15 protein-coding genes are annotated in these 26,478 nt (G+C 41.1%); 12 read left to right on the forward strand and 3 right to left on the reverse strand.

Annotation, left to right across the window (positions count from 1 at the left end; translation table 11 throughout):
• Positions 1-4: 4 nt before the first annotated feature.
• A complete protein-coding gene (locus I5349_RS05145; protein ID WP_226389673.1) occupies positions 5-1,111 on the reverse strand; it encodes a Wzz/FepE/Etk N-terminal domain-containing protein in 1,107 nt (368 codons plus the stop codon).
• Positions 1,108-3,771: an SLBB domain-containing protein gene (locus tag I5349_RS05150; RefSeq protein WP_317194228.1), complete on the reverse strand. Its 2,664-nt coding sequence runs from the start codon at positions 3,769-3,771 to the stop codon at positions 1,108-1,110. Before I5349_RS05150 ends, I5349_RS05145 begins: the two co-directional genes overlap by 4 nt.
• Before the next feature lie 640 nt (positions 3,772-4,411).
• Here I5349_RS05150 and I5349_RS05155 point away from each other — a divergent pair.
• From I5349_RS05155 to I5349_RS05190, 8 genes are all read left to right on the forward strand, one after another.
• Positions 4,412-5,035, forward strand: coding sequence for a response regulator (locus I5349_RS05155; RefSeq protein WP_226389674.1), 624 nt, complete (start codon positions 4,412-4,414; stop codon positions 5,033-5,035).
• The gene (locus I5349_RS05160; protein ID WP_226389675.1) at positions 5,035-6,834 is read left to right on the forward strand and encodes a tetratricopeptide repeat-containing sensor histidine kinase; all 1,800 of its coding nucleotides are present in this window, start codon (positions 5,035-5,037) and stop codon (positions 6,832-6,834) included. The genes I5349_RS05155 and I5349_RS05160 overlap by 1 nt, the downstream gene beginning before the upstream one ends.
• Positions 6,835-6,922: 88 nt before the next feature.
• Positions 6,923-8,050, forward strand: coding sequence for a hypothetical protein (locus I5349_RS05165; protein ID WP_226389676.1), 1,128 nt, complete (start codon positions 6,923-6,925; stop codon positions 8,048-8,050).
• 264 nt (positions 8,051-8,314) lie between these two features.
• Positions 8,315-9,517 carry a helix-turn-helix domain-containing protein gene (locus I5349_RS05170; protein WP_226389677.1) on the forward strand — a complete coding sequence of 401 codons (1,203 nt, stop codon included), beginning with the start codon at positions 8,315-8,317 and terminating at the stop codon, positions 9,515-9,517.
• A gap of 370 nt (positions 9,518-9,887) precedes the next feature.
• Positions 9,888-10,406, forward strand: coding sequence for a hypothetical protein (locus tag I5349_RS05175; protein WP_226389678.1), 519 nt, complete (start codon positions 9,888-9,890; stop codon positions 10,404-10,406).
• A gap of 1 nt (position 10,407) precedes the next feature.
• The gene (locus tag I5349_RS05180) at positions 10,408-16,866 is read left to right on the forward strand and encodes an MBG domain-containing protein (protein WP_226389679.1); all 6,459 of its coding nucleotides are present in this window, start codon (positions 10,408-10,410) and stop codon (positions 16,864-16,866) included.
• A gap of 28 nt (positions 16,867-16,894) precedes the next feature.
• Complete coding sequence (locus I5349_RS05185; protein ID WP_226389680.1) at positions 16,895-17,905, forward strand: PorP/SprF family type IX secretion system membrane protein; 1,011 nt, start codon at positions 16,895-16,897, stop codon at positions 17,903-17,905.
• Positions 17,906-17,928: 23 nt separating this feature from the next.
• On the forward strand, positions 17,929-19,245 hold the full coding sequence (locus I5349_RS05190; RefSeq protein ID WP_226389681.1) for an OmpA family protein: 1,317 nt from the start codon (positions 17,929-17,931) through the stop codon (positions 19,243-19,245).
• Positions 19,246-19,310: 65 nt separating this feature from the next.
• Here the strand turns inward: I5349_RS05190 and I5349_RS05195 are convergent, their stop codons facing one another.
• Complete coding sequence (locus I5349_RS05195; RefSeq protein WP_226389682.1) at positions 19,311-19,724, reverse strand: Fur family transcriptional regulator; 414 nt, start codon at positions 19,722-19,724, stop codon at positions 19,311-19,313.
• A gap of 258 nt (positions 19,725-19,982) precedes the next feature.
• On the opposite strand from I5349_RS05195, the gene I5349_RS05200 reads away from it, so the two are divergent.
• The 4 genes from I5349_RS05200 to I5349_RS05215 all read left to right on the forward strand — a co-directional run bounded on the left by I5349_RS05200 (position 19,983) and on the right by I5349_RS05215 (position 26,476).
• Positions 19,983-21,320: a fasciclin domain-containing protein gene (locus I5349_RS05200; RefSeq protein WP_226389683.1), complete on the forward strand. Its 1,338-nt coding sequence runs from the start codon at positions 19,983-19,985 to the stop codon at positions 21,318-21,320.
• A 266-nt stretch (positions 21,321-21,586) separates the two neighbouring features.
• Positions 21,587-22,570 carry a fasciclin domain-containing protein gene (locus tag I5349_RS05205; protein ID WP_226389684.1) on the forward strand — a complete coding sequence of 328 codons (984 nt, stop codon included), beginning with the start codon at positions 21,587-21,589 and terminating at the stop codon, positions 22,568-22,570.
• Between the two features lie 114 nt (positions 22,571-22,684).
• Positions 22,685-23,710: a radical SAM/SPASM domain-containing protein gene (locus tag I5349_RS05210; RefSeq protein ID WP_226389685.1), complete on the forward strand. Its 1,026-nt coding sequence runs from the start codon at positions 22,685-22,687 to the stop codon at positions 23,708-23,710.
• Between the two features lie 195 nt (positions 23,711-23,905).
• Positions 23,906-26,476, forward strand: coding sequence for an SLBB domain-containing protein (locus I5349_RS05215; RefSeq protein ID WP_226389686.1), 2,571 nt, complete (start codon positions 23,906-23,908; stop codon positions 26,474-26,476).
• Positions 26,477-26,478: the final 2 nt, after the last annotated feature.

Genomic DNA, 26,478 nt, shown 5'->3' on the forward strand with positions numbered 1-26,478 from the left:
TAAATTACTCAACCTGCTTTAAGTTTAAAATCATTTCTTTGATGAAAATATATAAAATACTTAGAGTAAGACCTATAAATATCGCAATGATCATAGCTAATTTTCTGTTAGGAGAAGACTTTCCAGTTGGAATAGTTACAGGATCTATTATTGTAAAAACAGGTGTATCTTTACTTACCTGTAATTTTGCTTGTTGATACTGTTTAGCTAATTCTGAATAGACTGTAAATGCCAAAGTAAACTCCGCTTCTAAACGTTGTTCTTCATTTCTAGAGAAAGCAGTAGATAAATTTTGATTTTTATCTCTAAATATAGCAAGTCTTGACTGAGCTTTTCTATAGGCTGTTTCACTTTCTAAAAGCTGTGCCTCTGAATAAATCAAATCTTCCTTTGCATTCTTTATTTTATAGTCAATTAACTCTTTTTGAAGCAGTTGCTCTGCAAAGGCTGTCATTTCAGCAGCCATTAATGGGTCTGGCATTGAAAACTTCAAACTTACCGTTCCATCACTACTATTAGGATTCACTTCTACTTGATTTAAAAGTCTCCCTATTAATGATTGATCATCAGAGCTTATATTCAAAATTCGACTATCTCCCTTTTTTCCAGCAACAATGGAGTCTTTAGCCTCTCCTCTGAATGCTCCCATTACCACACTTGGCAAACCAATTGTATACTTTTTCACTAAGTCAAGTCTACTCGGCTCGTGATATTTACTATAATACTCTCTATAAGTTATTTTCACTTTCTCCTCTGGAAGGGTGACTGGGGCATTTAGTAACGCTAATCTGTAATTAAGACTTTTTACAATTTTAGGATATAACTGCGGAGGTATTTCTGAGGCACCTCCTCCTAAGCCTAAATTAATCCCCGCTAGACCTGCTAAGCCTCCAAGGTTACTCAATCCAGCCCCTCCTGATTGACTAGTTTGAGGTAAAAAAACAGTCTCTGCTGTAAATTGGTTTGGTATTAACAAAGTAAAAAATACTGTAAGAAATACAACTATAATTGTCGTTTTTAAAATAAATAGTCGTCTTTCCCATATTTTCAAAATCAACTCAAGCAAGTCGATTTCATCCTTAGAAACCTTTTTATTTCCAGTTTTCATCATTGAATCAATTGATTAAATATCAAGGCTAAAGTACCCAAACTACTTGCTATGCCTACCCAAGCTTGTACAGACATGGGTTCTCTCTCTGGTCTAGATGGCACAAATATCTCAGCACCAGGCTCTACTCTAGGAAAGTTATTGAAAAATAATATCTTACTTGTTCTTTTTACATCTCCATTAGCATAAACTACATAGGATTTACCTCTTCTGGCTTGCTCCGTAAAACCTCCTGCTCGCGATATATAATCTTTAAAGCTCCGTTTAGTATCAAACCTAGCAGTAGTTGGATACAGCACTTGTCCTCTCATGCGCACTGTTTGCAATTCCTTTGGAATAAAGAGTTCGTCTCCCTCTTGTAGGATCAAATCATACTTAGAGCCTGGATTGGAGATGATCTGGGCTAAGTCAATACCTATAAGTTCCTCTGTCTTAAATTCCACTTTTACTTGTTTGCCACTTTGCGCACTATCTTGTGCACTCAATTGCTCAAAGCGATCCTTCTTAAAGTCAGCATTTGCAGATTTTCCTAATTTCAAATCGTTTTCGCTAAGTACCTCCAGTCTTTTTTCAAGCTCCTCCTTCAACTTATCCTTTTCAAGCTCCACCAATTTGGCATCAAACCGCTCCATGACCTGCTTTTCCGCTTCAGTCAATCCTTCTCGTCTTCCAAGCGCATCAAGCATCTCGATGAGGAATTTTTCATATTCCTTTCGCTCGGTGGGCTTTTGATAAAACTCTGTTCTTCGGATCAAGGTAGCTCCAGGTACATAAGCAAAATCATTCAAGCCTCCTGCACGTTTCAAGAGATCTGAGATCCTCATGGCAGCATTGTCTAAGGCAAACTCTCCTGGATAATAAACCTCTCCCTCTACCTTCACTAGTTTTTGTACTTGATAGCCTGGACTTTTACGTATAAAGACTTGATCAAATGGCTCAAGTTTGACTGCTTGGTTAGCCTCACTGACGGTCAGGTCTCTGCTGATCTCCAAAGTGATGATATCTGCAATACGGCCACTGACATCATCTCTCACCCTTCTAGCAATTTCTATAAATGAACCTGAGGCTTCTTCTCTAAAGCCACCTGACTTGGCTATCAAGTCTCCCACAGTCATACCCTCTGCATAAGGATAAATGCCTGTTCTGTTGACCGCCCCGTTGATCTGAATGAAGTACTCTTGCTTCATGTCATAAATACTTGGGATGCTAAGTACGTCTTCATTTCTAAGCATGACATCAGGAGATGTTCCTTCCATGATGCCTTTGAGATCGATAGACTCTACCGCTAAGGTGAAGTCCGCATTGGTTCTATAGAGAGAAGCTCTATTCAAAAAAGCATCTCCTCTCAGGCCTTCTGCTTTTTCGATTAAGCGCTTTACACTCAATCCCTCTGTTAGTTCGAAAGGTCCTGGTCGATTAACGGCACCAGTGATTTGTACCCTATTTTCATAGCGCTCGATGAGCTCACCTACTTCATAAAAGTCTCCATCCATCGGTTGGAAAGCGGTATATTGCTCTTGGCTCACATCGGCCACTTTCAGCTGTGTGCCTGTCTTACGTTTGACGACCAAGCGCTCAGTATAAGCATCTGATCCAAAACCACCCGCAAAGCGTACTAGATCAGCCACTGTTTCACCTGACTTCATCTCGAAGATCCCTTCTCTTCTCATAGGTCCTTCGATTTCCACCTTGATCTCTGCAGGCTTCACGATCACGAAGTCATTATCTTCTAAGCGTACATTTTGATTGGTTTGACCATTAACTAAAAAGTCATAGATATCTACATCTGCTACCAGCTTATTAGCTCTATATACTTGTATGGTTCTAAATGTTCCTTTTACCGTTGGTCCACCAGCTGCATAGAGTGCATTAAATACTGAAGCAAAAGCAGGTAAAGTGTAGGTGCCTGGCTTGTGGAGTTCACCGACCATATTGACTGTGATGCTCCTGATATTGCCAAGACTCACTTGGATGTAGGAGCTAGGATTACTTCCTAAAAGTGTTTGGTTGATCCTCCCCAGATTAGTTTTCAAGCGATTGGTCACCGCAGCTATGTCCAAACCTCCTACGCGTACTACCCCCACTCTAGGGATTTGTACCGTTCCTTCAGGAGATACTGGCAAGTTGTAAGAAGACTCAGAGTCCCCATAAACCTCTACCAATAGCTCATCGCCTGGACCTACTACATAGCTCTTTGGCGTAGCGATGTTCATGCTTGGGTTAAAGCTTAAGTTCTTTTGATGAAAAAGTTTGAGACCAAAAGTCTTTTCCTCCTCCGCAGTCAGTTCTTTAAGGGTATCTCTTGTAGCTAATGATTCGAAAATATCATCTCCTTGGATAGCATTGAGTTGACGGCCTTGAGTAGTAGTCTGATTCATCGAGCCTTTTCCTCCTGATTCGCTGCCTGCTTGTGAGCGAACAGACATGAGTCGCTGTCTGAGTTTAGCGATTTCTGCAGCAGGCATCCCTCGCTGTGCAGCCAAGGCTTCTAGTTGTTGCTCCGACATCCCTGTGGCCTCTGCACGCTCATAGAGTTGTCTGACTTGCGCGTCTGTGAGCTGGTCTACTTTGATGTTTTGAATGTCTGAAAGGGATTGGGCAGATAGGCTTCCTACCAAAGTGATGGAAAGCACGATAAGCCCTAGGAAAATTTTACGCATCATGTCTGATTAATTGATGGTTTCGGAGTAATGACCTGCTGATTTCGTTGGAATTTAATGAATGCAGATCAAATTAAGCAAAATCTTGCTAGCTGCACACAGCTTCGCCACGTCAGTCCCATTGGCAAATGGGCTTAGCGGCTCGAAATCACTTAAAAATGCTATAATTTTTAGGCTAAAGCTAAAAATCAAGCACAAATATAGGGATTGACTTTGACTACTGCCATACCTACAAGGAAGTAATGTGTAAAATTTTTACTCACTTTTGTGCAAGACTTTCCAGCTTCATTTTTATTTATGTGAAACGAGTTTTTTAGGGGGGGTATGATAAGGTTTTTTGAAAAAGAACCTAAATGAATCTGCTACAAAAGAATGACTGTTGGAATACATCATTGAGGGGTCTTTGTCCGCGGCAATCCAATTGGGTGCTGTATGATTATTTATGCGGCCGCTTCCTCCCTTTGTGAGGCAGGCGGGGTCATGATCATTTGAAACACAAAAGTTCGTTTTGATCGGTACAAAAGTATGCATGTGGATAAAGTTAGCAAAATAACCAAATCCTCTAGCGCTCATGAATTATCCGACTCAACTTTTGAAATATATAATCAATGCTTTATTTTAAGGTTTTCATTAACGCAATCCTGTGAAGATATACATAGCAGATGATCATTCTTTAGTAGCACAAGGTATAGCAAGTCTGCTAAAAAAAGTGGAAAAGGTATCATCAGTACATACTTTTAAAAATGGCAAGCTACTCTATGATGCAGCACTTATTGATACCCCTGATGTAGTTTTTTTGGATATAGAAATGCCTGTCTGGGATGGCCGCACGACTCTTAGCGCTCTTAAAAGCAAGTTCCCTTTTTTGCCTTGCCTCATGCTATCTATGATGAATGATAAGTATCTTATCAAAGACTGCATTAGTAGGGGAGCTGTTGGCTACTTGAATAAAGACTGCAAACTAGAAGAGCTTACTGAGGCATTAGAAAGAGAAAACGAAGAGATTTTCTATTCGAAAGAAGTACTCAAGGTATTAAGTGGTGTCAATGAGCCAGTTAACGAAAATATTTCTCACGAACCCTTATCTGATAGAGAAAAAGAGGTCCTAAAACTACTATGTGAAGGGCTCTCTGCTCGCGAAATAGGAGAAAAACTCTACATCAGCACGAGAACAGTGGAAACTCATAAAATGAATACTATGCAAAAACTACATGTAAACTCAGTGGGTAAGCTCATAAGCTATGCCTTCAAAAATAATCTTGCTTGATGAAAAAGATTACTTATCTGATCTTTATTATCACACTAGTGATATTTTCACCAAGCTACAGTCAGACTGCTCCTGATGCCAACAGTATTCTTCAAATCATAGACAAAATACCAGATTACAAAACTAAAGTAGAAAAGCTATCTAAAGGCTTAGATAGCCTTTATCTTTCTTCTTTTGACTTGACTATATCATTATCAAAATATGGCCTCACCCTCTCTCAAAACCAAAGTGATTCACTTAATATAGCCAACTTCTTGAGATTAATTGGTTTATCATATGGCAAAAAGGGCAATATTGACAGTGCCTCTGTCTATTATTATAAAGCACTCGAAACACTCAATAATTATCCTTATTCTAATGTTACTGGTTTGCTATATGACGACATGGCTCGGATGTACAGAAAACTCAGGCAACCTCAAAGAGCACTAGAGTTTTATGAAAAAGCACTTGAACTCTATCAAAAAACAGAAAACCAAGAAGGGATCGCTCGGATATATAATGAAAGTGGTGTAGTATATCGAGATGAAGGTGATTATGAAGAAGCAAATGACAGATTTACCAAATCTCTTGAAATTCAAACAATAAGAAACGACTCTGTAGGAATGGGTTACTCATTAGAATTTTTAGGCTACAATCAGCTTCTACTCAAAAACTATAAACAATCTGAAGAATACCTCAAAAGAGCTCTTGAAATCAGAGAAGCAATTGGTGAAACCTTTGCTATCATGCTCAACTATACAGCACTAGGAGAATTTTATAAAGAAACAAAGCAGTATGAAGCTTCTAATTTGTTTTTTAATAAAAGTAACACACTAGCTCAAAGTATCCATTTCTTAGACATACAGCAGTACAACCACCAACAAATCATCTCTAATTATGAAGCATTAGGCGATTATCAAAATGCTTTGAGTAGTTATAAGCTTTATACCCTACTAAAAGATAGCTTATACAATATTCAAAAAATTAAGGATGTAGAAGATATCTCAGCAAAGTATGAAACTGCAAAGAAAGAGTCTCAAATAAAAACACAGCAGATTGAGTTAGAAAGTGCTAAGCATGAGAAGTTTTTATATATCTTAATCTTGTTAATTGCCATAGCACTCTTGGCTCTATTCATCTTTTTGATCATTTATAGACATCGTCACAAGCTCCAATGGCTATTAAAGACCCAAAATGAACAAGCTTTAATAAAGATCATTGAAGCTGAGGAAAATGAACGAGAAAGAATAGCCAAAGAGCTTCACGATGGAGTGGTTCAAGAGTTAGTTGTACTAAAGCAAAAATTATATCCGAATGAGGTCGGCTATACGGATGCTAAAGTACAATCACTGGAGGGAGATGTCTCTCAAATAATGGAAGACGTGAGAAATATAGCCTACCAAATGATGCCTGTCACTTTAAAATCGCTTGGGTTGGTAAAGGCTTTAGACACTTTACTAGACAAGACACTTTCTCAAAGTGATATAGAGTACGATTTTGATTGTGTTTCTGAGGAGTTGAAACTAGATGAGCGTACCGAAATAAATCTATACAGAGTCTGTCAAGAGCTAATCCACAATACCATTAAGCATAGTGGTGCTACTCGAATGAGCCTCTTACTTTTACCTCAAAAAAACCTCCTGACCATCAACTATGAAGATGATGGGAAAGGCTTTGATCCAGCAGCTGTCAATAAAGGAATTGGACTAAACAGTATATACAGTCGAGTGAAGCTTCTCAATGGCTCGATTACATTTGAGGAGACAGCTGGAAATGGTATCAATGTTTATATAAAAATCCCACTAACTCAAATTAAGTAAAATTACCTACTTCAAAACCGTAATTTTACTGATGCCTATTTCTTCTTACAAAGAGACCTTTGTTTGTATCAACAAAATCATCTCTCTCATGAAGGCAAAAATCATTCTCGCATCGTTATTATTAGCCGGTTTATCTTTTACTGTTCAAAGCCAATCTTTAGGTGACTTTAGCCCTAAATCAGAAAAGCTGAACGGTGCAGGCAAGTTCAAATCAAAGGATGTTTACATCGCAAATTTTTCAGTCAATTTTCAACTATATAACCTTAAAACAGCTTCTGCAGAAGGTAGCTTCTCCGGTCGCTATCTCACAGGTAATACCAAGGCATCGCTTGCTGTAGGACTAGATATCCCTGCGGCTACATTGCAACAAATCACAGACAACGCTTATCAAGAGTTTGTGGCTGATTTGAAGTCTAAGGGCTTTAATGTACTCAATGCATCAGATGTAGCTCATACGGAATATTATAAAGACTATCAGCAACTTGAAGACATGGAAATGAGCCTTCTAGAAGCTCCAGGTATGCTCACAGTATATCCGCAAAACACTACGTTTTTTGTAAAAGGCTTCACCAAGGATGGTCAAAGAAAACAAGGTGGTGTCTCTGCAGCATTGAACAGAGCCATGAATGATGATGGGAGAAATAGTATAGTGGATGAAATAAGTACCTATCCAAAACTGTCTGCCGAACTCAACGATGCTACCATCATCAATGCAGATATGTACATTCTATTTTTGGATGTCAAAAAGCCCTATCAAGGCAATGGCGCGAGAATAACTGCCAATACGGACTTGAGGATGGCTGCATACGAACATATCAAAAGTAGAGTAGAAAATAACTCAAAAGCCGCAAAGCTAGGCTTTGCCAGCAGTTCTTCTGAAAAGCAATACTTATGTGTATCTGCAATCGACTTTGTACAAGGGAGAAATAAAATTGGGGGATCTCCGCTTGGCACTTACACTGGTTTACTAAAAAATGAGCTACAAATAGATGGCGTAATAGCAGAGGAAGAAATAGAAGCCTATGCCAAATCAGATGTGGATTTTATTGGCGTAGAAACCGCCTTCGGAAAAATGTATAGAGCTGATGGGATCTCTGTAGAAAACACTGCGATTATTCGAACAGATCCATCAAAATATGAAATGGGTATCAAAAAAGCTTTAGGGACTTTTTTGGGATATCATGTGGGAGAGTTTACCAATAAACACTTCAAGTAAATGCAATGAATCTTTAGTACAAACAGTAAACCACTAACTTTAAAGATTGATTTCAAAAGTGAAAAGTAAAATCACTCACTTTTCAAAAAGCCCAATGAGGTTTTCATTAGGGCTTTTTTATTTCAAACCAATTCTACTACCTTTGATATACTAACTTATGCTTTTTGTCATTCATTGATATTTATCACGATTGTATAAGGTATCTAGTCAAAGGCTTGTTTGAGTGCATCAAGTTATGCTACTTTAGATAAAGGGATTTTTATTATGCAACTAGGATTACTGGCAGTCATCGTTTTGCTTTCTTTTGCTACCATCAATAGCACCAGACTTATGTTGAGCAAAAAGTCCTATCTGCAAAACAATCGCTTCTTGGGAGCCTCCATGTTTTTTTACAACCTCTTTTTATTAGTCTATTTCTTGTGGTTTGAAGCGGGATACATCATTGAGTATCCTCATTTGATGCGTACTGTGAGTCCCCTGATGTACTTAAGTGCGCCTCTTTTTTACATCTTTGTGCGCAATAGTCTCATAGACGAAAGGGGCTTTCACCGCTGGGACTGGATCCATTTTCTGCCTGCTCTCATACACTTAGTCGACTTGGTACCTTTTTATTTAGAAAGTACAGAAGTGAAGCTGCAAGCCGCTGAACTCATCGTGGCAGATCCACGCCTGCTCAATCAAATAGCCAATGGCCTCATCCCGATCAAGTACCATGTGATGATGCGAGTAGGACTCCAAGTGGCTTACTTTATCGCTAGTGCTGTATTGATCTACAGATTAAAGCCTTATCTGTTTGCCAAACTTGATTTTAAGTTTTTCAACCAATGGCTCTTTGTGGTTATGTTTTTCATGGGTTGGATCGTCTTTTCTTATCTAGGCTATACGAGCACTGAGTTTTTGGGCTTTCTGTGGGATAGGGATGTAGCTGATCTGATGAGTTTTTTCTCTTATGCTAATCTACTAGCGCTTTTGCTCTTCAATGCCTTTTTGACCTTCAGACCAGAAGTGGTAGAAAGTATCCCTAACCTAGTCTTGAATAAAGCTACTGATGCAGTAGCGATAGAAGAACGTTCTCAGAAAAAGACTAAAAGCACTAAGTCTGAGAAAAATTATAAACAAGCAGACATTGATGCGCTAAAATATGCCCTTTCCGATCAAGTAGTGATCAGTGATAAGCATTTGGAGCTTCATGATCTAGCTGAGCGAATAGGACTATCCATAAGACAGACAAGCGACCTGATCAAGGCGGTCTATGGCTGCGGCTTCAAGGAACTAATCATCAAAAAAAGAATTGCGCTCTCTGTAGAAAAGATCCAAGAAGGCTATCTGGATGACTTTACCATAGAAGCACTCGCCAATCAGTGTGGTTTTAATTCCCGCATCACATTTTTTACAGCGTTCAAATCACTGCATGGCATGAGTCCTAGCGCTTATTGGCAGGAGTTTCAAAACAGCGAGGCTTCTTGATACATAGACACCTCCTACTCACCAAACTAAGCTCTCTTTTCGAGAGTTTTTTCCTTTATTGAAATAGTACAAGGGATTTACTAAAATGGATAAAACTAACACGGTAATTTTTTATTCACTTACCCACCTAGTTATCCACATTTTTGACCAAAAAAATTATCAGCAGAGAAATGCATTTCATTTTATCAAAAAAGTGATTGATGCGCCAGTGTGTTTAGAAAACTGCTTTCTGAACATACATTTTTTGTGAGCAGCCCTATTTGTTGTGTCATTTGTGTCATCCAGCGCGTGTGTAGGCCGATCATTCAGCTAAGCGTCCCGCTGGTGGAAAAAGGGAAACTTAATCTAAACAATTCCAAAACCAAACGACATGGAACAAACTGTCAAAATTTCTACTGAGAAAAGGCAGGTAAAAGGATCCGCGATCATGGATCTGAAGAGAGTAGTTCTTACACTTTGCCTGACAATGTGTTTTATGGGACTTCAAGCCCAACAAAACATCGCAAGTACCCTACAAAAAGGTGCTTATGAAAATGAATGGGTGCTTAAACACCAGCTCTCAATGGTCGATATCTACACTAAATATGCCGACTGTACTACCCCTGGCCACAGTTTCTCTCCTGAGATTATCTTGGTAAAGGTTATCAACAAGACCTCCTCTAAGGTTTATGTCTATTGGAATTATGCGCTTGGATATGATAATCAAGTACTTGAATCAGGGGCCGATGAGAACTTGGTACAAGTCAGTTTAGATCCAAATCAGTCAGTAGAGGGTTCTTGCGGAAACTACTTGGAAAATAAACTTGGCGTTTTTGTGAGATTCAAAAATCAAGAGGAAATACTGACTCGATTAATTCTGGAAGGGATTCACGAATCTAAACTGAACTAATATGAAAAGACATTTACTTCAAATACTAATCATAGCATATTTACTCACTTTGGCTTTTATAGCAGCAAATGCACAGTCAGTAAATATCACGGCTTCCCCAGCATCGGGAGGTACTAGTTTAGGCCCCATATCATTTGATGGGAATCCCATAGTACAAGCGACAGCATATAACTTTAATGGAGGCCTACTTCCAACGGGTTGGAAGACTTCACCCTATACGGTTAGTAATAATATCTGCCCTACAAAGCCTACTCCAGACAACACGAGTTACTTTTGGGCAACAAACCTTTATAATCCCGCGAGCAAGCCCTCAGATTGGTCTGGAGCAAGGTTTGATGCAGGAGGAGAATATGCCAACAAACGATTTGTAGAAACTAGCCCTGTCAATGTCTCTACAGGGGGTAAGATTGAGTTTTACATCAGATACGGCAACGAAGGCGCACCATGTGAGCAGCCAGATGCATCCAATGAGGAGGTTTATTTGCAATATAGCACCAATGGAGGTTCTACATGGGTTACTATCTTTGAAGATTGGAATACCACAAGTGGGGGTAATTTTGCTTGGTACAACTGGTATTTCAACTCTATTGATATTCCTGTGGGTGCTCGTACGACAAGTACGATCTTTAGATGGTATCAACCAGCAAACTCAGGTAGTAGTTATGATAATTGGGGACTAGAAGATGTCAGTATTGGTGCCAATGCTGTGATTACTTCTCAGGCTTGGACCGTTGATGGATCGACTATCAATACAACAGCGTCTACGGTCAATTATACCTTCCCATCACCGGGTACTTACAATGTTGGGTATAGCTTTACCTCTCCCGCAGGAAATGCAAGTGGTACATTGTCTTATAAAATCAACACTACTCCGACCCTTGACCCAATTACAAATCAAACGGTCACTGTTGGAGGTGGTTCAAGACAGGTCAATCTTTCTGGAATTACTACAGGAGGTCTTGCAGGGCAAACACTCTCCGTGATCGCGACCAGTTCCAATACGGCTGTAGTTCCTAACCCTAGTGTATCTTATACTTCGCCAAATACTACTGGAACGATTACCTATACCCCACAGTCAGCGGGTACTAGTACTATCACTGTCACAGCTAGATATACGAATGACCAAACGGTTGCTTTTAGCAGAACCTTTACCATTACAGTGCTCTCTCTATCGGTTACCGCCCCTGCCAATACACAGTTCCCAGTCTTTACCAATAACATAGATCCAGGAGACTTTGTGATTTCAGGTTTTGGCCCATCTGATAATATCTTAGTGAGTATAGGTCTAGAGAATGTTACTTCTGGCACCAACTTCAGTCTCCCAACTAATACTGGTTTGACCAGAAGTTTTGGCTATGACTCATGGACAAATATCACTGAGATCTCATTTACAGGTACACAAGCTAATGCTAACGCTGCACTAGCGGCTATGGTAGCTAATACAGGAGCAGATGGCAATGTGAAAATCAATGTCTCTGCCTCGCTCAGTGATGTCAACTATGCGCGTAATCCAGAAAATGGACACTTCTACAGATATATTGCTAGTCCTGGCACTAATTACGCTTCAGCCAAAGCTGCGGCAGCCGCGATGACCTATCAAGGAGTATCGGGTTACCTAGTGACCATCACGTCTACCAATGAAAACAACTTTGTCAACGGAAACATCGTGGGTGCCCAAAACATCTGGATAGGTCTCACCGATGAAGCAGTAGAAGGCGTATGGAGATGGGATACTGGTCCTGAAGCTGGTACAATTTCATCCTATTATAATTGGTGTGGTAGTGAACCTAACAATGCGGGCGGTGGTGAAAACCATGTCGTGACTGCTTGGAATGGTGGCTCTTGCTGGAATGACCTCAACGGTACTAACTCAGGTAGTATCGGAGGGTATGTGGTAGAATTTGGTGATGGTACAGGAGCTGAAAATCAAATGTTCAACTTCTCCGCCTCATCTTCTAGTACGGTGTCTATTGTAAAGTATGCTCAGACGTATACTTTCCCTGTCATCCCTACAAAGTCATATACTGACCCAACATTTACACTGGGTGATGCACAGACTGATAGAAGCTTGACCATCACTTATACAGCAGCTGATCCTACTGTAGTCAGCATTACGGGTAATCAAGCTACGATCTTAAAGGTAGGTAGTACCGATATCACGGCTACACAAGCAGGAGATGTAAGCAATTTAGCTGCTCCAACGGTAGTCAGAACACTCACAGTGGTTGATCAAATTGCTCCAGTAGCAAATGGATTTACTCCAGCAGACGATGCTACTGAAACTGCTTTGAGGCCTACGCTCAGCATGACGTTTGACGAGGCGGTAACACTCGGCACTACAGGTACATTGACTTTATATGATGGCTCTACGGTACTCGCTAGCTTTGATTTGTCCGATCCTACAGACAGGGCCAAGGTCATCCTAGCTGGTGATGGATTAAGTTTGAGTATTGCACTTGAAACAGACTTGCCTTATGGCACAGCTGTATCTGTGGAAGTGTCTAGTGGATTTGTCAAAGATCAATATGACAATGACTTTGATGGTATCACCGCGACATCTAATACATGGAACTTCACGACTATGGTGGATGTAGTAGACCCTGTCATCACTGTACCTTCAGCTACCACACGTGTGACTGACACAGGCGCCTGCGACTATACAGTACAAGGAACCGAGTTTGATGTGATTGCTGCTACGGACAATAGTGGAGCGATCACTGCCTTGAGATACTCTATCCAACGCATGCTTCCAAACCCTAACTTGATCACTGAGAACTTCGATGGAGGAGCTTGGAATTCAGCCAATTTTGAAATAGGCACACCAAGTGGCTCAGTAGTCAATGGTGGCTACCAAAGTGCTCCTTTTGATGATAGAGGTACGCTTAGAACGGTAGCGGATTTTGTTCCGACACCTGCAAACCCACTGCATGTTAGCGCAACCTTGACTTTCGAAGGCTTTTCCATTGCCTTTATAGGCACAAGAAGTGATGGTTTAAAAAATCCATTTGCTTCGAATGAACCAACTAATGGTGCTTACTTTAGACTACACAACTTCAACGAAGGTCAAACGAACCTAGGAAGTACTTCTCTCGATGGCAAACCAGGCGATGCGCTATATGCTGATCCGGTGAGAATTCATATTATAGATAATGGTATCAACATTTCTGGTACGATTACTAATACAGTGACTAATGAGGTATTTAGCTTCAATGAAAACACCACCTTTAGCTCAGGTTCTTGGAGAATTGTATTCTCTGGTGCTAGTGTAATATGGGATGATATCAAGATCAGCCTTGGAGCACATGAGTACCTGCAAGAAGTTGCTAATGGAACTAATAGCTTAGCAGGTGAGTCTCTCGGTCAAGGAGAAAACACAATCATCTGGACAGCAGAAGATGCCGCAGGTAATGAGGCTTCAGACTCCTTAGTTGTCACGGTCAATGACAATCAAAACCCTGTTTTCGTAGCCCCATCAAACGTAATCGAGACTTCGCTTCAAAATGAAAAATCTAAAGCCATTGCGATCACAGATGTAGTGGTGACTGATAACTGTGCTGTAGAAACATTGACTTGGGCGATGACTGGAGCAACTACTGCAACGGGATCAGGCCAAATCGGTACTTACACATTTAACACTGGTTTGACTAATGTGACTTACACGGCCACAGATGGAGCTGGCAACCAAGCTACAAGTGATTTTACAGTTTCTCTAAAAGAAGCACAAACCATCACATTTGACGCTTTAGTTACTAAATCTTTACAAGATGCTGACTTTGATTTGACCGCAACAGCTTCTTCAGGGCTTGGAATACAATATGTGAGTTCAGACCCAAGTGTAGCCACTATTAGCGGTAGCACGGTAAGCATCGTAGGCTTAGGTACTACGACTATCACAGCTTCTCAAGCAGGAAATGCAGCCTACTTAGCTGCTAGTGATGCCGTACAAACACTCGAGGTGGTGAAAATCACGCAAACCATCGATTTCCCTGCACTAGCAGCGAAAACCTTTGGTGAGACGGCATTTATTCTAGGACCTGAGCAAACAGATAAAGGATTAACAGTGACATACACAGCTGCTGACCCTGCAGTGATCAGTATCGTAGGCAATGAGGCAACTATTCTAAATGCAGGCAATACTACCATTACTGCTACACAAGCTGGTGACGCAACTCACTTTGCAGCCACAGCTGTTGATCGAGAACTAGTAGTCAATAAAGCTAGCCTAACAATCACTGCAGATGATAAGACCAAAGTGTATGGTGAAGCAAATCCTACTTTGACTTTCTCCTACACTGGTCTAGTGAATGGTGATACCGAAGTGACTACACTTCCAAGCATTAGTACTACAGCTACAGCAAGCTCAGCGGTCGGTACATATACCATCACTTTAGCGGATGCAGCAGATGCCAATTATGACATCACGCTTGTCGCAGGTGAGCTAGAGGTAACAAAAGCTAGTTTGACAATCACTGCAGATGATAAGACCAAAGTGTATGGTCAAGCAAATCCTACTTTGACTTTCTCCTACACTGGTCTAGTGAATGGTGATACCGAAGTGACTACACTTCCAAGCATTAGCACTACAGCTACAGCAAGCTCAGCAGTTGGTACATATGCTATCACTTTAGCAGATGCAGCAGATGCCAATTATGATATCACACTTGTAGCTGGTGAGCTAGAGGTAACAAAAGCTAGTCTGACAATCACTGCAGATGATAAGACCAAAGTGTATGGTCAAGCAAATCCTACTTTGACTTTCTCCTACACTGGTCTAGTGAATGGTGATACCGAAGTGACTACACTTCCAAGCATTAGCACTACAGCTACAGCAAGCTCAGCAGTTGGTACATATGCTATCACTTTAGCAGATGCAGCAGATGCCAACTATGATATCACACTTGTAGCTGGTGAGCTAGAAGTAACAAAAGCTAGTCTGACAATCACTGCAGATGATAAGACCAAAGTGTATGGTGAAGCAAATCCTGCTTTGACTTTCTCCTACACGGGTCTAGTGAATGGTGATACCGAAGTGACTACACTTCCAAGCATTAGTACTACAGCTACAGCAAGCTCAGCTGTCGGTACATATGCCATCACTTTAGCAGATGCCGCAGATGTCAATTATGACATTACACTCGTAGCTGGTGAGCTAGAGGTAACAAAAGCTAGTTTGACAATCACTGCAGATGATAAGACCAAAGTGTATGGTGAAGCAAATCCTACTTTGACTTTCTCCTACACTGGTCTAGTGAATGGTGATACCGAAGTGACGACACTTCCAAGCATCAGCACTACAGCTACAGCAAGCTCAGCAGTTGGTACATACGCCATCACTTTAGCAGATGCCGCAGATGCCAACTATGATATCACACTTGTAGCTGGTGAGCTAGAGGTAACAAAAGCTAGTTTGACAATCACTGCAGATGATAAGACCAAAGTGTATGGTGAAGCAAATCCTACTTTGACTTTCTCCTACACTGGTCTAGTGAATGGTGATACCGAAGTGACTACACTTCCAAGCATCAGCACTACAGCTACAGCAAGCTCAGCAGTTGGTAGCTATGCCATCACTTTAGCAGATGCAGCAGATGCCAATTATGACATCAGCTATACAAGTGGTACGCTTACGATCATCCAAGCAGTACCGAACTTGACTTGGAATGATATCACTGCAACTTATGGAGTAGCAGATTTCAGGCTGACACCTCCAAATTCTGCTAGTCCTGGAGCATTCACCTACACGATCGCTGACCAGCAAGTGGCTGTATTGACCGGAGATATGCTGAGTCTAAGAGCAATGGGTGTGACGACTATCACTGCTACGCAAGCTGAGACAGCGAATTTCGAAGCTGCAAGTGTGACCATCACTCTTACAGTGATCAATGCGACACCTACTGAGATCAGCATCAGCCGCAATACTTTCATGGCCAATCAAGATCCTAGTACAGCAGTGGCTACATTCAGCACATCAGATATCGATGATACCCAGCATAGCTACTACTTAGTCATAGGCGATGGCGCTGCTGATAACGAACACTTTAGCATCATTGGTAACGGATTGTATCTCAATGTAGACTTATTGCAAGCAATGGCAGGCAGACCTTCAGTACGCATCCGTGTAAGATCTGTAGATCCAGCAGGTAACTTCATCGAGCAAGCCTTTACGCTTATTAGAGAAGAACCAGCTGTTGAGGAGATTTTTGTGCCAAATACGATCACACCAAATGGTGACGGCATGAACGATGAGTGGATGATCCCTGAATTGATCCACCTAGAAAATGTCAACATCAAGGTCTTTGATAGAGATGGTAGAATGTACTTTGAGACTACTGATCCAAGCAAAGGTTGGGATGCTACCTATAAAGGCAGGGCAGTCAACAAAGGTGTCTACTACTACATCGTAGAGGTGATCATAGACGGTCGCAAGAAAGTATTGAAAGGTAACATCTTGATATTGTAAGGGGCTTTTACCAAAAACGACAACAATTATGAACTATCGAAACATATCTATAAAAGGGGTGCTCTTAGCAGCATCCCTATCCTTGGGCCTCCTCAGCGCAGAAGCTCAGACGCTCAAGCAAACAGGGAATTTCAGCTTGTTCCAGCAGTACTTCAACCCTGGACTCACAGGCTATGAAGGCAGTATGGGTAAACTATTCTACCGCAATCAATGGGGTGGATTTGAAGGGGCACCAGAGACGATTTTTGCTAGTATAGAACTAGACATGGCAGATCTCGGAAGATGGAAATCTCAAGGAACAGTAGTGACTGAAGAAGAGATCAATTATGTCGCTCCAGGCGCGAAGAATGCCTTCGGTTTATTGGTCTTCCATGATACTGATGGACCTTTTACTGAAACACAGATTCATCTAAGCTATGGAAGTAGAGTTCAGCTCACTGCCAAAACTCAACTAAGATTAGGCGCAGCACTGACTTTCAACCAACACCGAATGGATGGCAGCAAGATGCGATACATGCATGATCAAGACCAGATCATAGACAGTTGGTTTGGACGCTTTGCTGCACAAAATCGAATGGATTTCAATGCGGGCTTAATGCTTACTAGTGATGACTACTACTTTGGATATGCCTTGCAGGATTTAGCCAAAGGTCGCATCAATGGTGGGGATGATTTCATGAATGAAGGATTTGCCATGCAGCATGTAATCCAAGGTGGCTACAGAAGAGCTTTGACAGACCAGTTTGGAATGGTCTTTAATGGTATCTATCGCTATGATGATCGCTTAGGTAAAAACGCTGAGGGACAGATCAAAGGTGTTTTCATGAATACTGCATGGTTAGGTGCTGGTTACAGATGGGATTTGGCTTACACGATGACAGTAGGCTTTAGAGTTGGACAGATGCGATTAGGCTATAGCTACGAAATCCCTAGTGGAGATGCTAGGCAGATCAGCAGTAGTACCAATGAGTTTGTTGCAACGATGAATCTCAATAAGGTAAGATACCCTAAATACTTGAAAAAAGTATTGATGTGGTAAATGAACATTTTAAGCCTAAAAAGATGAAAAAGATAAATCCCAAATTGGATAAAATAAGCAAGGCATTGGGTCTAATTACTCTCTTGAGCATCAATATACATACTGCTCAAGCGCAATATCAAGCACTCAAGATCAGCGAAAGCCAGAGCAAATCAGAAATGGCTAGTCCAGAACTATTGAAGGATAAATACTTATTCTACGCGCACAAGCAGTCAAGCAATCCTTATCAATACATCGCTGTCAAAAGGCTAGATGAAAAGCAAATTGATTTGCCTATCACAGCACTCAATGATGGTTTCATCAATGAAGTCATCGGGGTATCTCCTGATAGGCAAATCCTCTACACCTATCACAAAATGGGTAAGCAAGCACATGAAATGAGAGCCTATAAGCTAGACGAGACAGATCAAAACTTGATTTTGAAAGAAACAAGGCAAATGCCAGCGCTCAACAATCGATCTGAAAATGCTGAATACTACCTCATGCCAGATGGTCTGACCATGCTGATCTCAGCAGAATATAGACCTACAGTAGGTAGGGATGATATTTATGAGATACGCTATGATGTTGCGAAAAACACTTGGTCTAAGATAGAAAACCTTGGTAAGGTGATCAACTCTAAAAATAGAGAGTTTGGCATGTATATGCGTGCTGATACACTCTTCTACTCTAGTGATCGTAGTGGTGAAGTGAAGATATACTACAGTGTGAAATCTGCTAATGGCTGGTCGACTAGTGCACTTTATTCACTTCCTGTGGAAATCACTCAAGGTGAGCCTGTGACTTATTACCGAAATTTTGGTGAAGTTGCTGTAGTCACCAAACCCTCTGCTGTACAGGCAGAAGCTGCTGTGATAGCTTATGAGCCTGCTAGCGAAATAGCTGCTAAAGCGGCAGCAAAAGCAGATAGTATCGCTAAAGCTGAAGCGGCTGAGCGCGCCAGACTCACTGCACTAGAGGCCAAAAGGATCGCTGAAGAAAAAGCTAGATTGGATGCCATAGCAGCAGAAAAAGCCAAAGTGCCAGTTGCTGAAAAAGTCTATACCGTTTATTACAATCGAGATGAGTATTTCAAATCACATCCTGATATTGATCGTATCTTGGAATTACTTGCTGATAAAGAGAATTTTAGTATAGAACTCATCGGCTATGCAGATGCCTATGGAGATCCAGCTGTAAACGAGCGTGTGAGTCAAGTAAGGGCAGAACACATCGCTAACTTGATCAAAGTCTCAGGCTACAAAGATGCTAGTATACAGATCAAAAAAGCAGATCCAACTACAGCAACTGATTCGGAAAGCAGAAAGGTGGAAGTATATATTTTACAAAAGAAACAGTAACAAAGGGGAATATTTAGGTTCGGTGTTTAAGTACAAAAGGCTCCAAATTGGAGCCTTTTGCTTTATCAATTACACTTGGCACATTTGCCTTGTACTAGTAAGTTCGCTTCTTCTAGGACATAGCCTGCAGGTAGCTTGATATCTGGTATGGAGACTGACTCGATACAGTTGGTCTCTCCACAGACGCTGCACTTGAAGTGCACATGTTCATGGTGATGATGTCCATGCTCACAAGTTTCTTTACATAAGGCATACTTAGCAGCACCACTATCATCGAGCACTTTGTGGATGATACCTGCATCCAAATAGGTCTTGAGTGTGCGGTAAATCGTCACTCGGTCAAAGGTCTCCTGAAACAATAATTCCAAATCTCCATGAGAAAGAGCCGAACCTTTGTCCAAAAAGGCTCCTAAAACTTCTTCTCTACAAGCGGTGATTCTTAACTGATTGTCTTTTAATATGCTGACTGCTTCACTCATGATGCTATTCAATCTTTGTCGTGGCTAAAATAACACTTTTTGAAAGATGAAAGTTGCTCCATGTACATTTCTTCAAAAATCACTTATTAAAAAAACATCAACGCAATCCTTATAAAGAGTCCTTAACCAGACCACAGTTAAGCTCTTTTATCCTACAGCTTATCCTCTTAAAAGTACAATTCAACCATCCTCATCTGACAATTTAGTCTAGATTTTGGTTTAATTTTCAGTATTAATAAAACCAAACCAATTTTATTTATGAAAAAATCTAATCGTTTATTCCCAATATCTGGAAGATTTGTGGGAATGTTGATGCTAGCCTCAACGATAGCATTCACCGCTTGTAATAATGATGATGACGATGAAATTCTACCACCTACTGGAGAAGAGACCATCGCTGAAATTGCCGCAGGAAACAATGATTTTTCTGTACTTACGCAAGCTTTGGATGAAGCTGGCTTAGTTACCACGCTAAATGGCAGTGGTCCCTTTACTGTTTTTGCTCCTAATGATCCAGCTTTTAACGCATTTTTAGAAGCCAATGACTTGACTGCAGCTGCTTTATTGGCCAATCCTGATTTATCAGATATTTTGCTTTATCATGTTTTGACTAGTCAAGTTCCTGCTGCTGATTTAGAAAATGGTTTAGCAGTAGAAACTGCCCAAGGAGATGAAATCTATTTTAGCTTAGGAGCTGATAATAACTATTATATCAATGGTGTGGCTCAAATCACCGATACTGATATCAGTGCTTCCAATGGCTTAATCCATGCGCTTGATTATGTATTGACACCTCCAGCTGAGAGTTTGGCTACAATAGCTACTGGTAATGATGACTTTTCAGAATTGGTAGCAGCAGCTACAATTGTTTCTGAAGAAACAGATACAGATGTGCTTGGACTTTTGACAGGAGCAGATCCATACACTGTATTTGCCCCGACCAATGCTGCCTTTGAAGCATTGTACACTGCGCTTGGTGTCAGTGGAGTAGATGAGATCCCAGTCACTACATTAGAGGCGGTTTTGACTTACCACGTACTGCCAGGAAGAGTATTTTCTACTGACTTAAGAGATGGTGATGTAGCCACAGCCAATGGTGCCACTATCGCTATCGATGCTGCAAATGCTACGATCAATGAAGAGACAAATATTGTCATCGCTAATGTGCTTGCTAGAAATGGTGTCGTACATGCGATTGATCAAGTATTGCTTCCTCCTATGGATGATGCCGCTGTGGTAAGCTTGACTGTTGGCAACTCTGGCGCATCTGCCTACTTCGTATCTGAAATAACTGGAGGCGAGGATGTGACTCCTCTTAATGAGGATAACAGTACTTGGACATTGACCGTAGGGACAAGATATGCACTGACTATCACAAATTCAGGTCCGCATCCATTTGCCCTAAGAGATGCAGAAAACACCATCTTATTGGGTCAAGGAAACGAGGCTGGGACATTTGCTGAAGATGAGGCAGTAAACTTTGAGACATCGGGAAGCGCATTCACTTTCACTTTGACAGAGGAATTGGCCGCTGAGCTAGACAATTATGTCTGCGTAGTCCACCCAGCCATGACGGGTTCAATAGTTACGAATTAATAATTGGTTTACATTTTTCTGAGGGCGGGTATTTTATCCGCCCTTTTTTGTTTTTGTGATGGCTGAAAACCTCTATTAATCTATCTAGATAATTGCAAACGATTGCATGATGTTATGCAACTATGTGTCATTTGTCAATAACAATTCAATAATCGCTTGTAACACTTCAACTATGTTTTCATACACTTCGCTAGATTTTGTTTAAACATTTTGCCCAAAGGCTGTTTATAAGTCATGTTTTTAATGATACCAAACCAATTATTATTATGAAAAAAGTGAGTAATTTATTTCAACAGTCAGCTAAGTTTTTGGGGATGCTAATGATAGCAGCTTCATTCACATTTGTAGCTTGTAATGATGATGACGATGTAACTCCTGTAGATGAAACAATCATCGGAGTAGCTTCATCAAACCCTAACTTTTCTACGCTAGTTGCAGCTATTCAACAAGCAGGTTTAGTAGAAACGCTTCAGGGTGCAGGTCCTTTCACAGTTTTTGCTCCAACTAATGCCGCGTTTGAGGCTTATCTAGAAGCAAACGGTTTGACTGCTGCTGAGCTTTTAGCAGCTGATAACTTAGGTGATATCTTAACATATCACGTGCTTTCTGGAAATGTAGGTTCTTCTGCACTAACAAATGGTGGAGAAGCTACTACAGTAGAAGGTTCTACTATCTACTTCAGCTTAGGAGCTGACAACAGATTTAGCATCAACGGTGTAGCTCCTATTTCAGCTACTGATATTGCTGCATCAAACGGTACTATCCACGTAATCGATTACGTGATCACTCCTGCTACTCAAAATATCGTTGAGATAGCTGCAGGAAACGATGCTTTCACTGAACTAGTAGCGGCTGTTACAAGAGTAACGAATGAAACAGAGACTGATGTGATTTCTTTACTATCTGGAGAAGGTGCATTCACAGTATTTGCTCCAACAAATGCAGCCTTCGAAGCGCTTTATACCGCTCTTGGAGTAAATGGAATTGATGATATCGACATCGAAACTTTAGCAACAGTATTGACATATCACGTAGTAGATGCCAGAGCCTTCTCTACAGATTTGAGAGACGGTTCTGAAATCACACCACTACAAGGAGAGCCAATTGCAGTTGATCTAGGTGCTTTGACAGTAGGTAATGCAAGCTTAAATGCTGATTTACTTAATATTTTAGCAACTAACGGTGTGGTACACGTAGTAAACGATGTAATGCTTCCACCATCAGTGATTGCAGCTTTGAGCGGAGAATAATTTAATAGAGGATTAGTACGCTAAAAGAGCTGTATCGACATTCGGTACAGCTCTTTTCTATTTTTATACCTTTCATGAGATTTTTAACTAATTTGAGTGCTTAAATGAGTACTCATGGGTAGCTGGAAAGACACCAAACAACTAATTAAGAAAATGCGGCCTCTTAAGGCTTGGCAACTTCTCAAGTTGTATACTACCTATTACCTGAGTAAAACTGGACTTAAATTAGTACATGCTGGCCTCCCAGTGAGCATGTCCATAGAGCCTACCACTTCTTGTAACCTTCGCTGTCCAGAATGCCCCAGCGGTTTAAGATCCTTCTCTCGTCCTACGGGATTACTTGATCAGACATTTTTCAGACAGGTCATTGATCAAACGAAGGATCATTTGCTCTATCTCAATCTGTATTTCCAAGGAGAGCCTTATTTACATCCTCAGTTTTTGGATTTGGTCAGTTATGCTACATCTAATGGCATCTATACCAATACCTCCACTAATGCCCACTTTCTCAATGAAGAAAAAGCCCTCGAAACTGTCAAAAGTGGCTTAGACCGACTGATCATTTCTATCGATGGGACGAGCCAAGACACTTATGCGTCCTATAGAGTAGGTGGTAGATTAGATAAGGTTATTGCTGGCGCCAAAGCTATGGTCAAGGCAAAAAAAGAACTAAAATCCCATACACCACATATCGTTTTTCAGTTTCTAGTAGTTGGACCAAATGAACATCAGATCGAAGAAGTCAAAGCTTTGGCAAAAGAGATAGGTGTAGATGAAGTAACTTTCAAGACTGCTCAGATCTATGACTATGAACATGGTTCGCCTTTGATACCCAAGCAGGAACGGTATGCACGATACAGACAAACGAGCAATGGCAAGTGGCAGCTTAAATATAAATTAGAAGATGCCTGCTGGCGCATGTGGCAGGGTACGGTCATCACTTGGGATGGCAAAGTAGTCCCTTGTTGCTTTGACAAAGACGCTAGCCATCAACTAGGAGATTTACAGACAGAGACATTAGCCTCTATTTGGCAGAGCAATCGATATGAAGACTTCCGTAAGGCAGTATTTACAGATCGGGCATCGATAGACATCTGTCGTAACTGTAGTGAAGGCAGTCGCATCCTCTTAGAGGCATAAGTAAAACATTTTGATTAGGTCAACTCACTTTGAATATTTAGATTTGTGCGATTAATTTCAATTAATAAAGAAAGGATAAGTTTTTTCTTTGAGGAGATATTTCAATCTCTGATTCGAGGATAAAAGCTTTTCTATCTAATGACACATAATAAACTCTTCGAGCTTCACTTTATGGCTCGTTATAAATAATTGAAAATGCAAAAAGTAGCTTGTTCTATTTGTTTTTATGCCCTCTTGATAGGCTTGATGTTTTTTGATGTACAGGTCGTCTCTGCTCAGTCTATCCCAGATCTATCTAATATCAGCGCAATGAGCGATGAAGAACTTTCTAGTCTCCTGAGACAAGCAGAGTCTATGGGTTACTCAGATGCTGATATCTTTCAGATGGCGCAAAGTCAAGGCATGTCTATCGGAGATATCTCTAAGCTTGGACAGCGTGTCAATCAACTCCGAAGCGCGCGCCTAGCTCAAACGAGTATGGAACCCAAAATGAAAGGCCGAGCGCAAAGTAATCCCGAATGGATCGACCGAGCTGTCGCTGCTGATGAACGCCCACTAGAAGAGCGTATTTTCGGCTACTCCCTATTTAATAACTCTAGTAAGCAACTTAGCTTTGAGCCAAATCTAAACCTCCCTACTCCTAAAAATTATCAATTGGGTGCTGGAGATCAAGTATTTATAGATGTTTATGGCGCCAATGAGCAGTATTATGATGCTACTATCGATAAAGAGGGAATAATCCTCCTGCCAAATATTGGCCCTGTGAGACTTAGCGGTCTAAGTATCCAACAAGCTACTGAACGTATCAAAGCTAAACTGATCTCGGCCTACCCAGGACTAGGTGGTAGCCAACCAGACACCTACATGCAAGTCTCCCTTGGCAATGTCCGAACAGTGAAAGTAAATATAGTAGGACAAGTCAAAGCCCCTGGCACCTTTACTCTAAGTGCTTTTGCTACAGTGTTCAATGCCCTCTATGTCGCTGGTGGAGTGACTACAAATGGTACCCTGAGAGATATCAAAGTCTATAGAAATAACCAACTGATCAGCACGGTAGATGTCTACGACTTTTTGATCAAAGGACAGACTGCCATGAATATCAGCCTAGAAGATCAAGATGTGATCATCGTAAGCCCGTTCATAGAGCGTGTAGAAATACTTGGTGAGGTCAAGACTCCTGGTATTTTTGAAATCAAACAAGGAGAAAGTTTTAGTGACCTATTGAGCTATGCGGGGGGATTTACAGATGATGCCTATCGCGCTCGCGTCAATGTCTCTCGCAATACTGCCACAGATAAAGTCGTAGCAGATGTCTTCAAGGAGCAGTTCGAAATCTTTAACCCTAAAGGTGGCGATGTCTATCAAGTAGGTAAGATTCTCCCTCGCTATCAAAACAGGGTGCAAATCAAGGGTGCTGTGTACAGATCTGGCAACTATGCGCTCGAAGAAGGTCTTACAGTCAAACAATTGATCGAAAGAGCTGAAGGCTTGAGAGGAGATGCTTTTAAAGGTAGAGCATTGCTTATCAGGTCTCAAGAGGATTTAAGCACGCGCACACAGGCTATCGATCTGGAGGCTATCATGAGTGGAGCTCAGGAGGACATCGTGCTACAGCGAGAAGATGTACTTTTGATATCATCTATTTATGATACACGTGAAGAATATGTTCTGACCATCTCTGGAGAGGTCAATGAAGGGGGTGTGTACCCATATTCTCAAGAAATGACAGTAGAAGATCTGATCATCTTAGCCAAAGGATTCAAGGAAGGAGCGACAGGAGCCAAAGTGGAAATTACCCGCAGAGCAAGCAATCCTGACTCACAAGATATATCAGACATCATCACTTTTGATATAGATAAAAACCTCAATCTCAGTAGTGCTGACAAGGACTTTGTCTTGATGCCTTTTGACCACGTGACCATCCGAAAAAACCCTAACTTCAGAGTAGAGCGATTTGTACAAGTCACTGGAGAGGTACTGTACCCCGGCCAATATGCCATCACCAATATAGGCGACCGCATCTCAGATGTTTTAGCCAGATCAGGCGGTCTCAATGAGTTTGCTTATGCTGAAGGAGCTACTTTGATTAGAAAAACGGAATTTTTCCAAGCAGCTACAGAAGAAGCTCGTAAGCGCGAAAACCTCCTCAAAGCAGGCGAAAGACTCGGGATGTTACAAGATAGAACAGAGTCAGAAGAAGCCTACCTCAATAGAATCATTAATAAAGTAGAGCAATTAGATAAAGAAGATAGTCTAGGAAGTGTTGCCACCTATGCTAAGCAAGAGGGCTTAAACAATGTATCTAACAGACTGTCTCTTGGTGGCATACAGAAGAAAGAAAGTGAAGCGATCGCTATAGACTTAGAGGAGATTTTAGATAATCCAGGCTCTAAGTATGATCTCATATTAGAAGAAGGGGATATCCTCAGCATCCCTAAACTACAACAAACAGTGAGGATGCGTGGCAGAGTGCTCTATCCTACTACGATCAGATTTGAAGGAGGGCGTGGCATGAAGCACTATATCAATGCTGCGGGGGGATTTGATACGAGGGCTCAAAAACGCAGAACTTATGTGATCTATGCCAATGGTCGAGTGGCTAGAACCAAGGGCTTTTTAGGATTGAGATTTTACCCTAGTGTCTCTCCTGGGGCAGAAGTCATTGTGCCGACTAAGCCAATCATGCTTATCAAGCCAACAGAAATCGTAGGTTTGACTACAGGCTTGGCTACGCTCGCGCTTTTGATCAGTCAAATAAACTTTTAAGG

This window comes from Penaeicola halotolerans (assembly GCF_016464625.1).
Classification (GTDB): domain Bacteria; phylum Bacteroidota; class Bacteroidia; order Cytophagales; family Cyclobacteriaceae; genus Penaeicola; species Penaeicola halotolerans.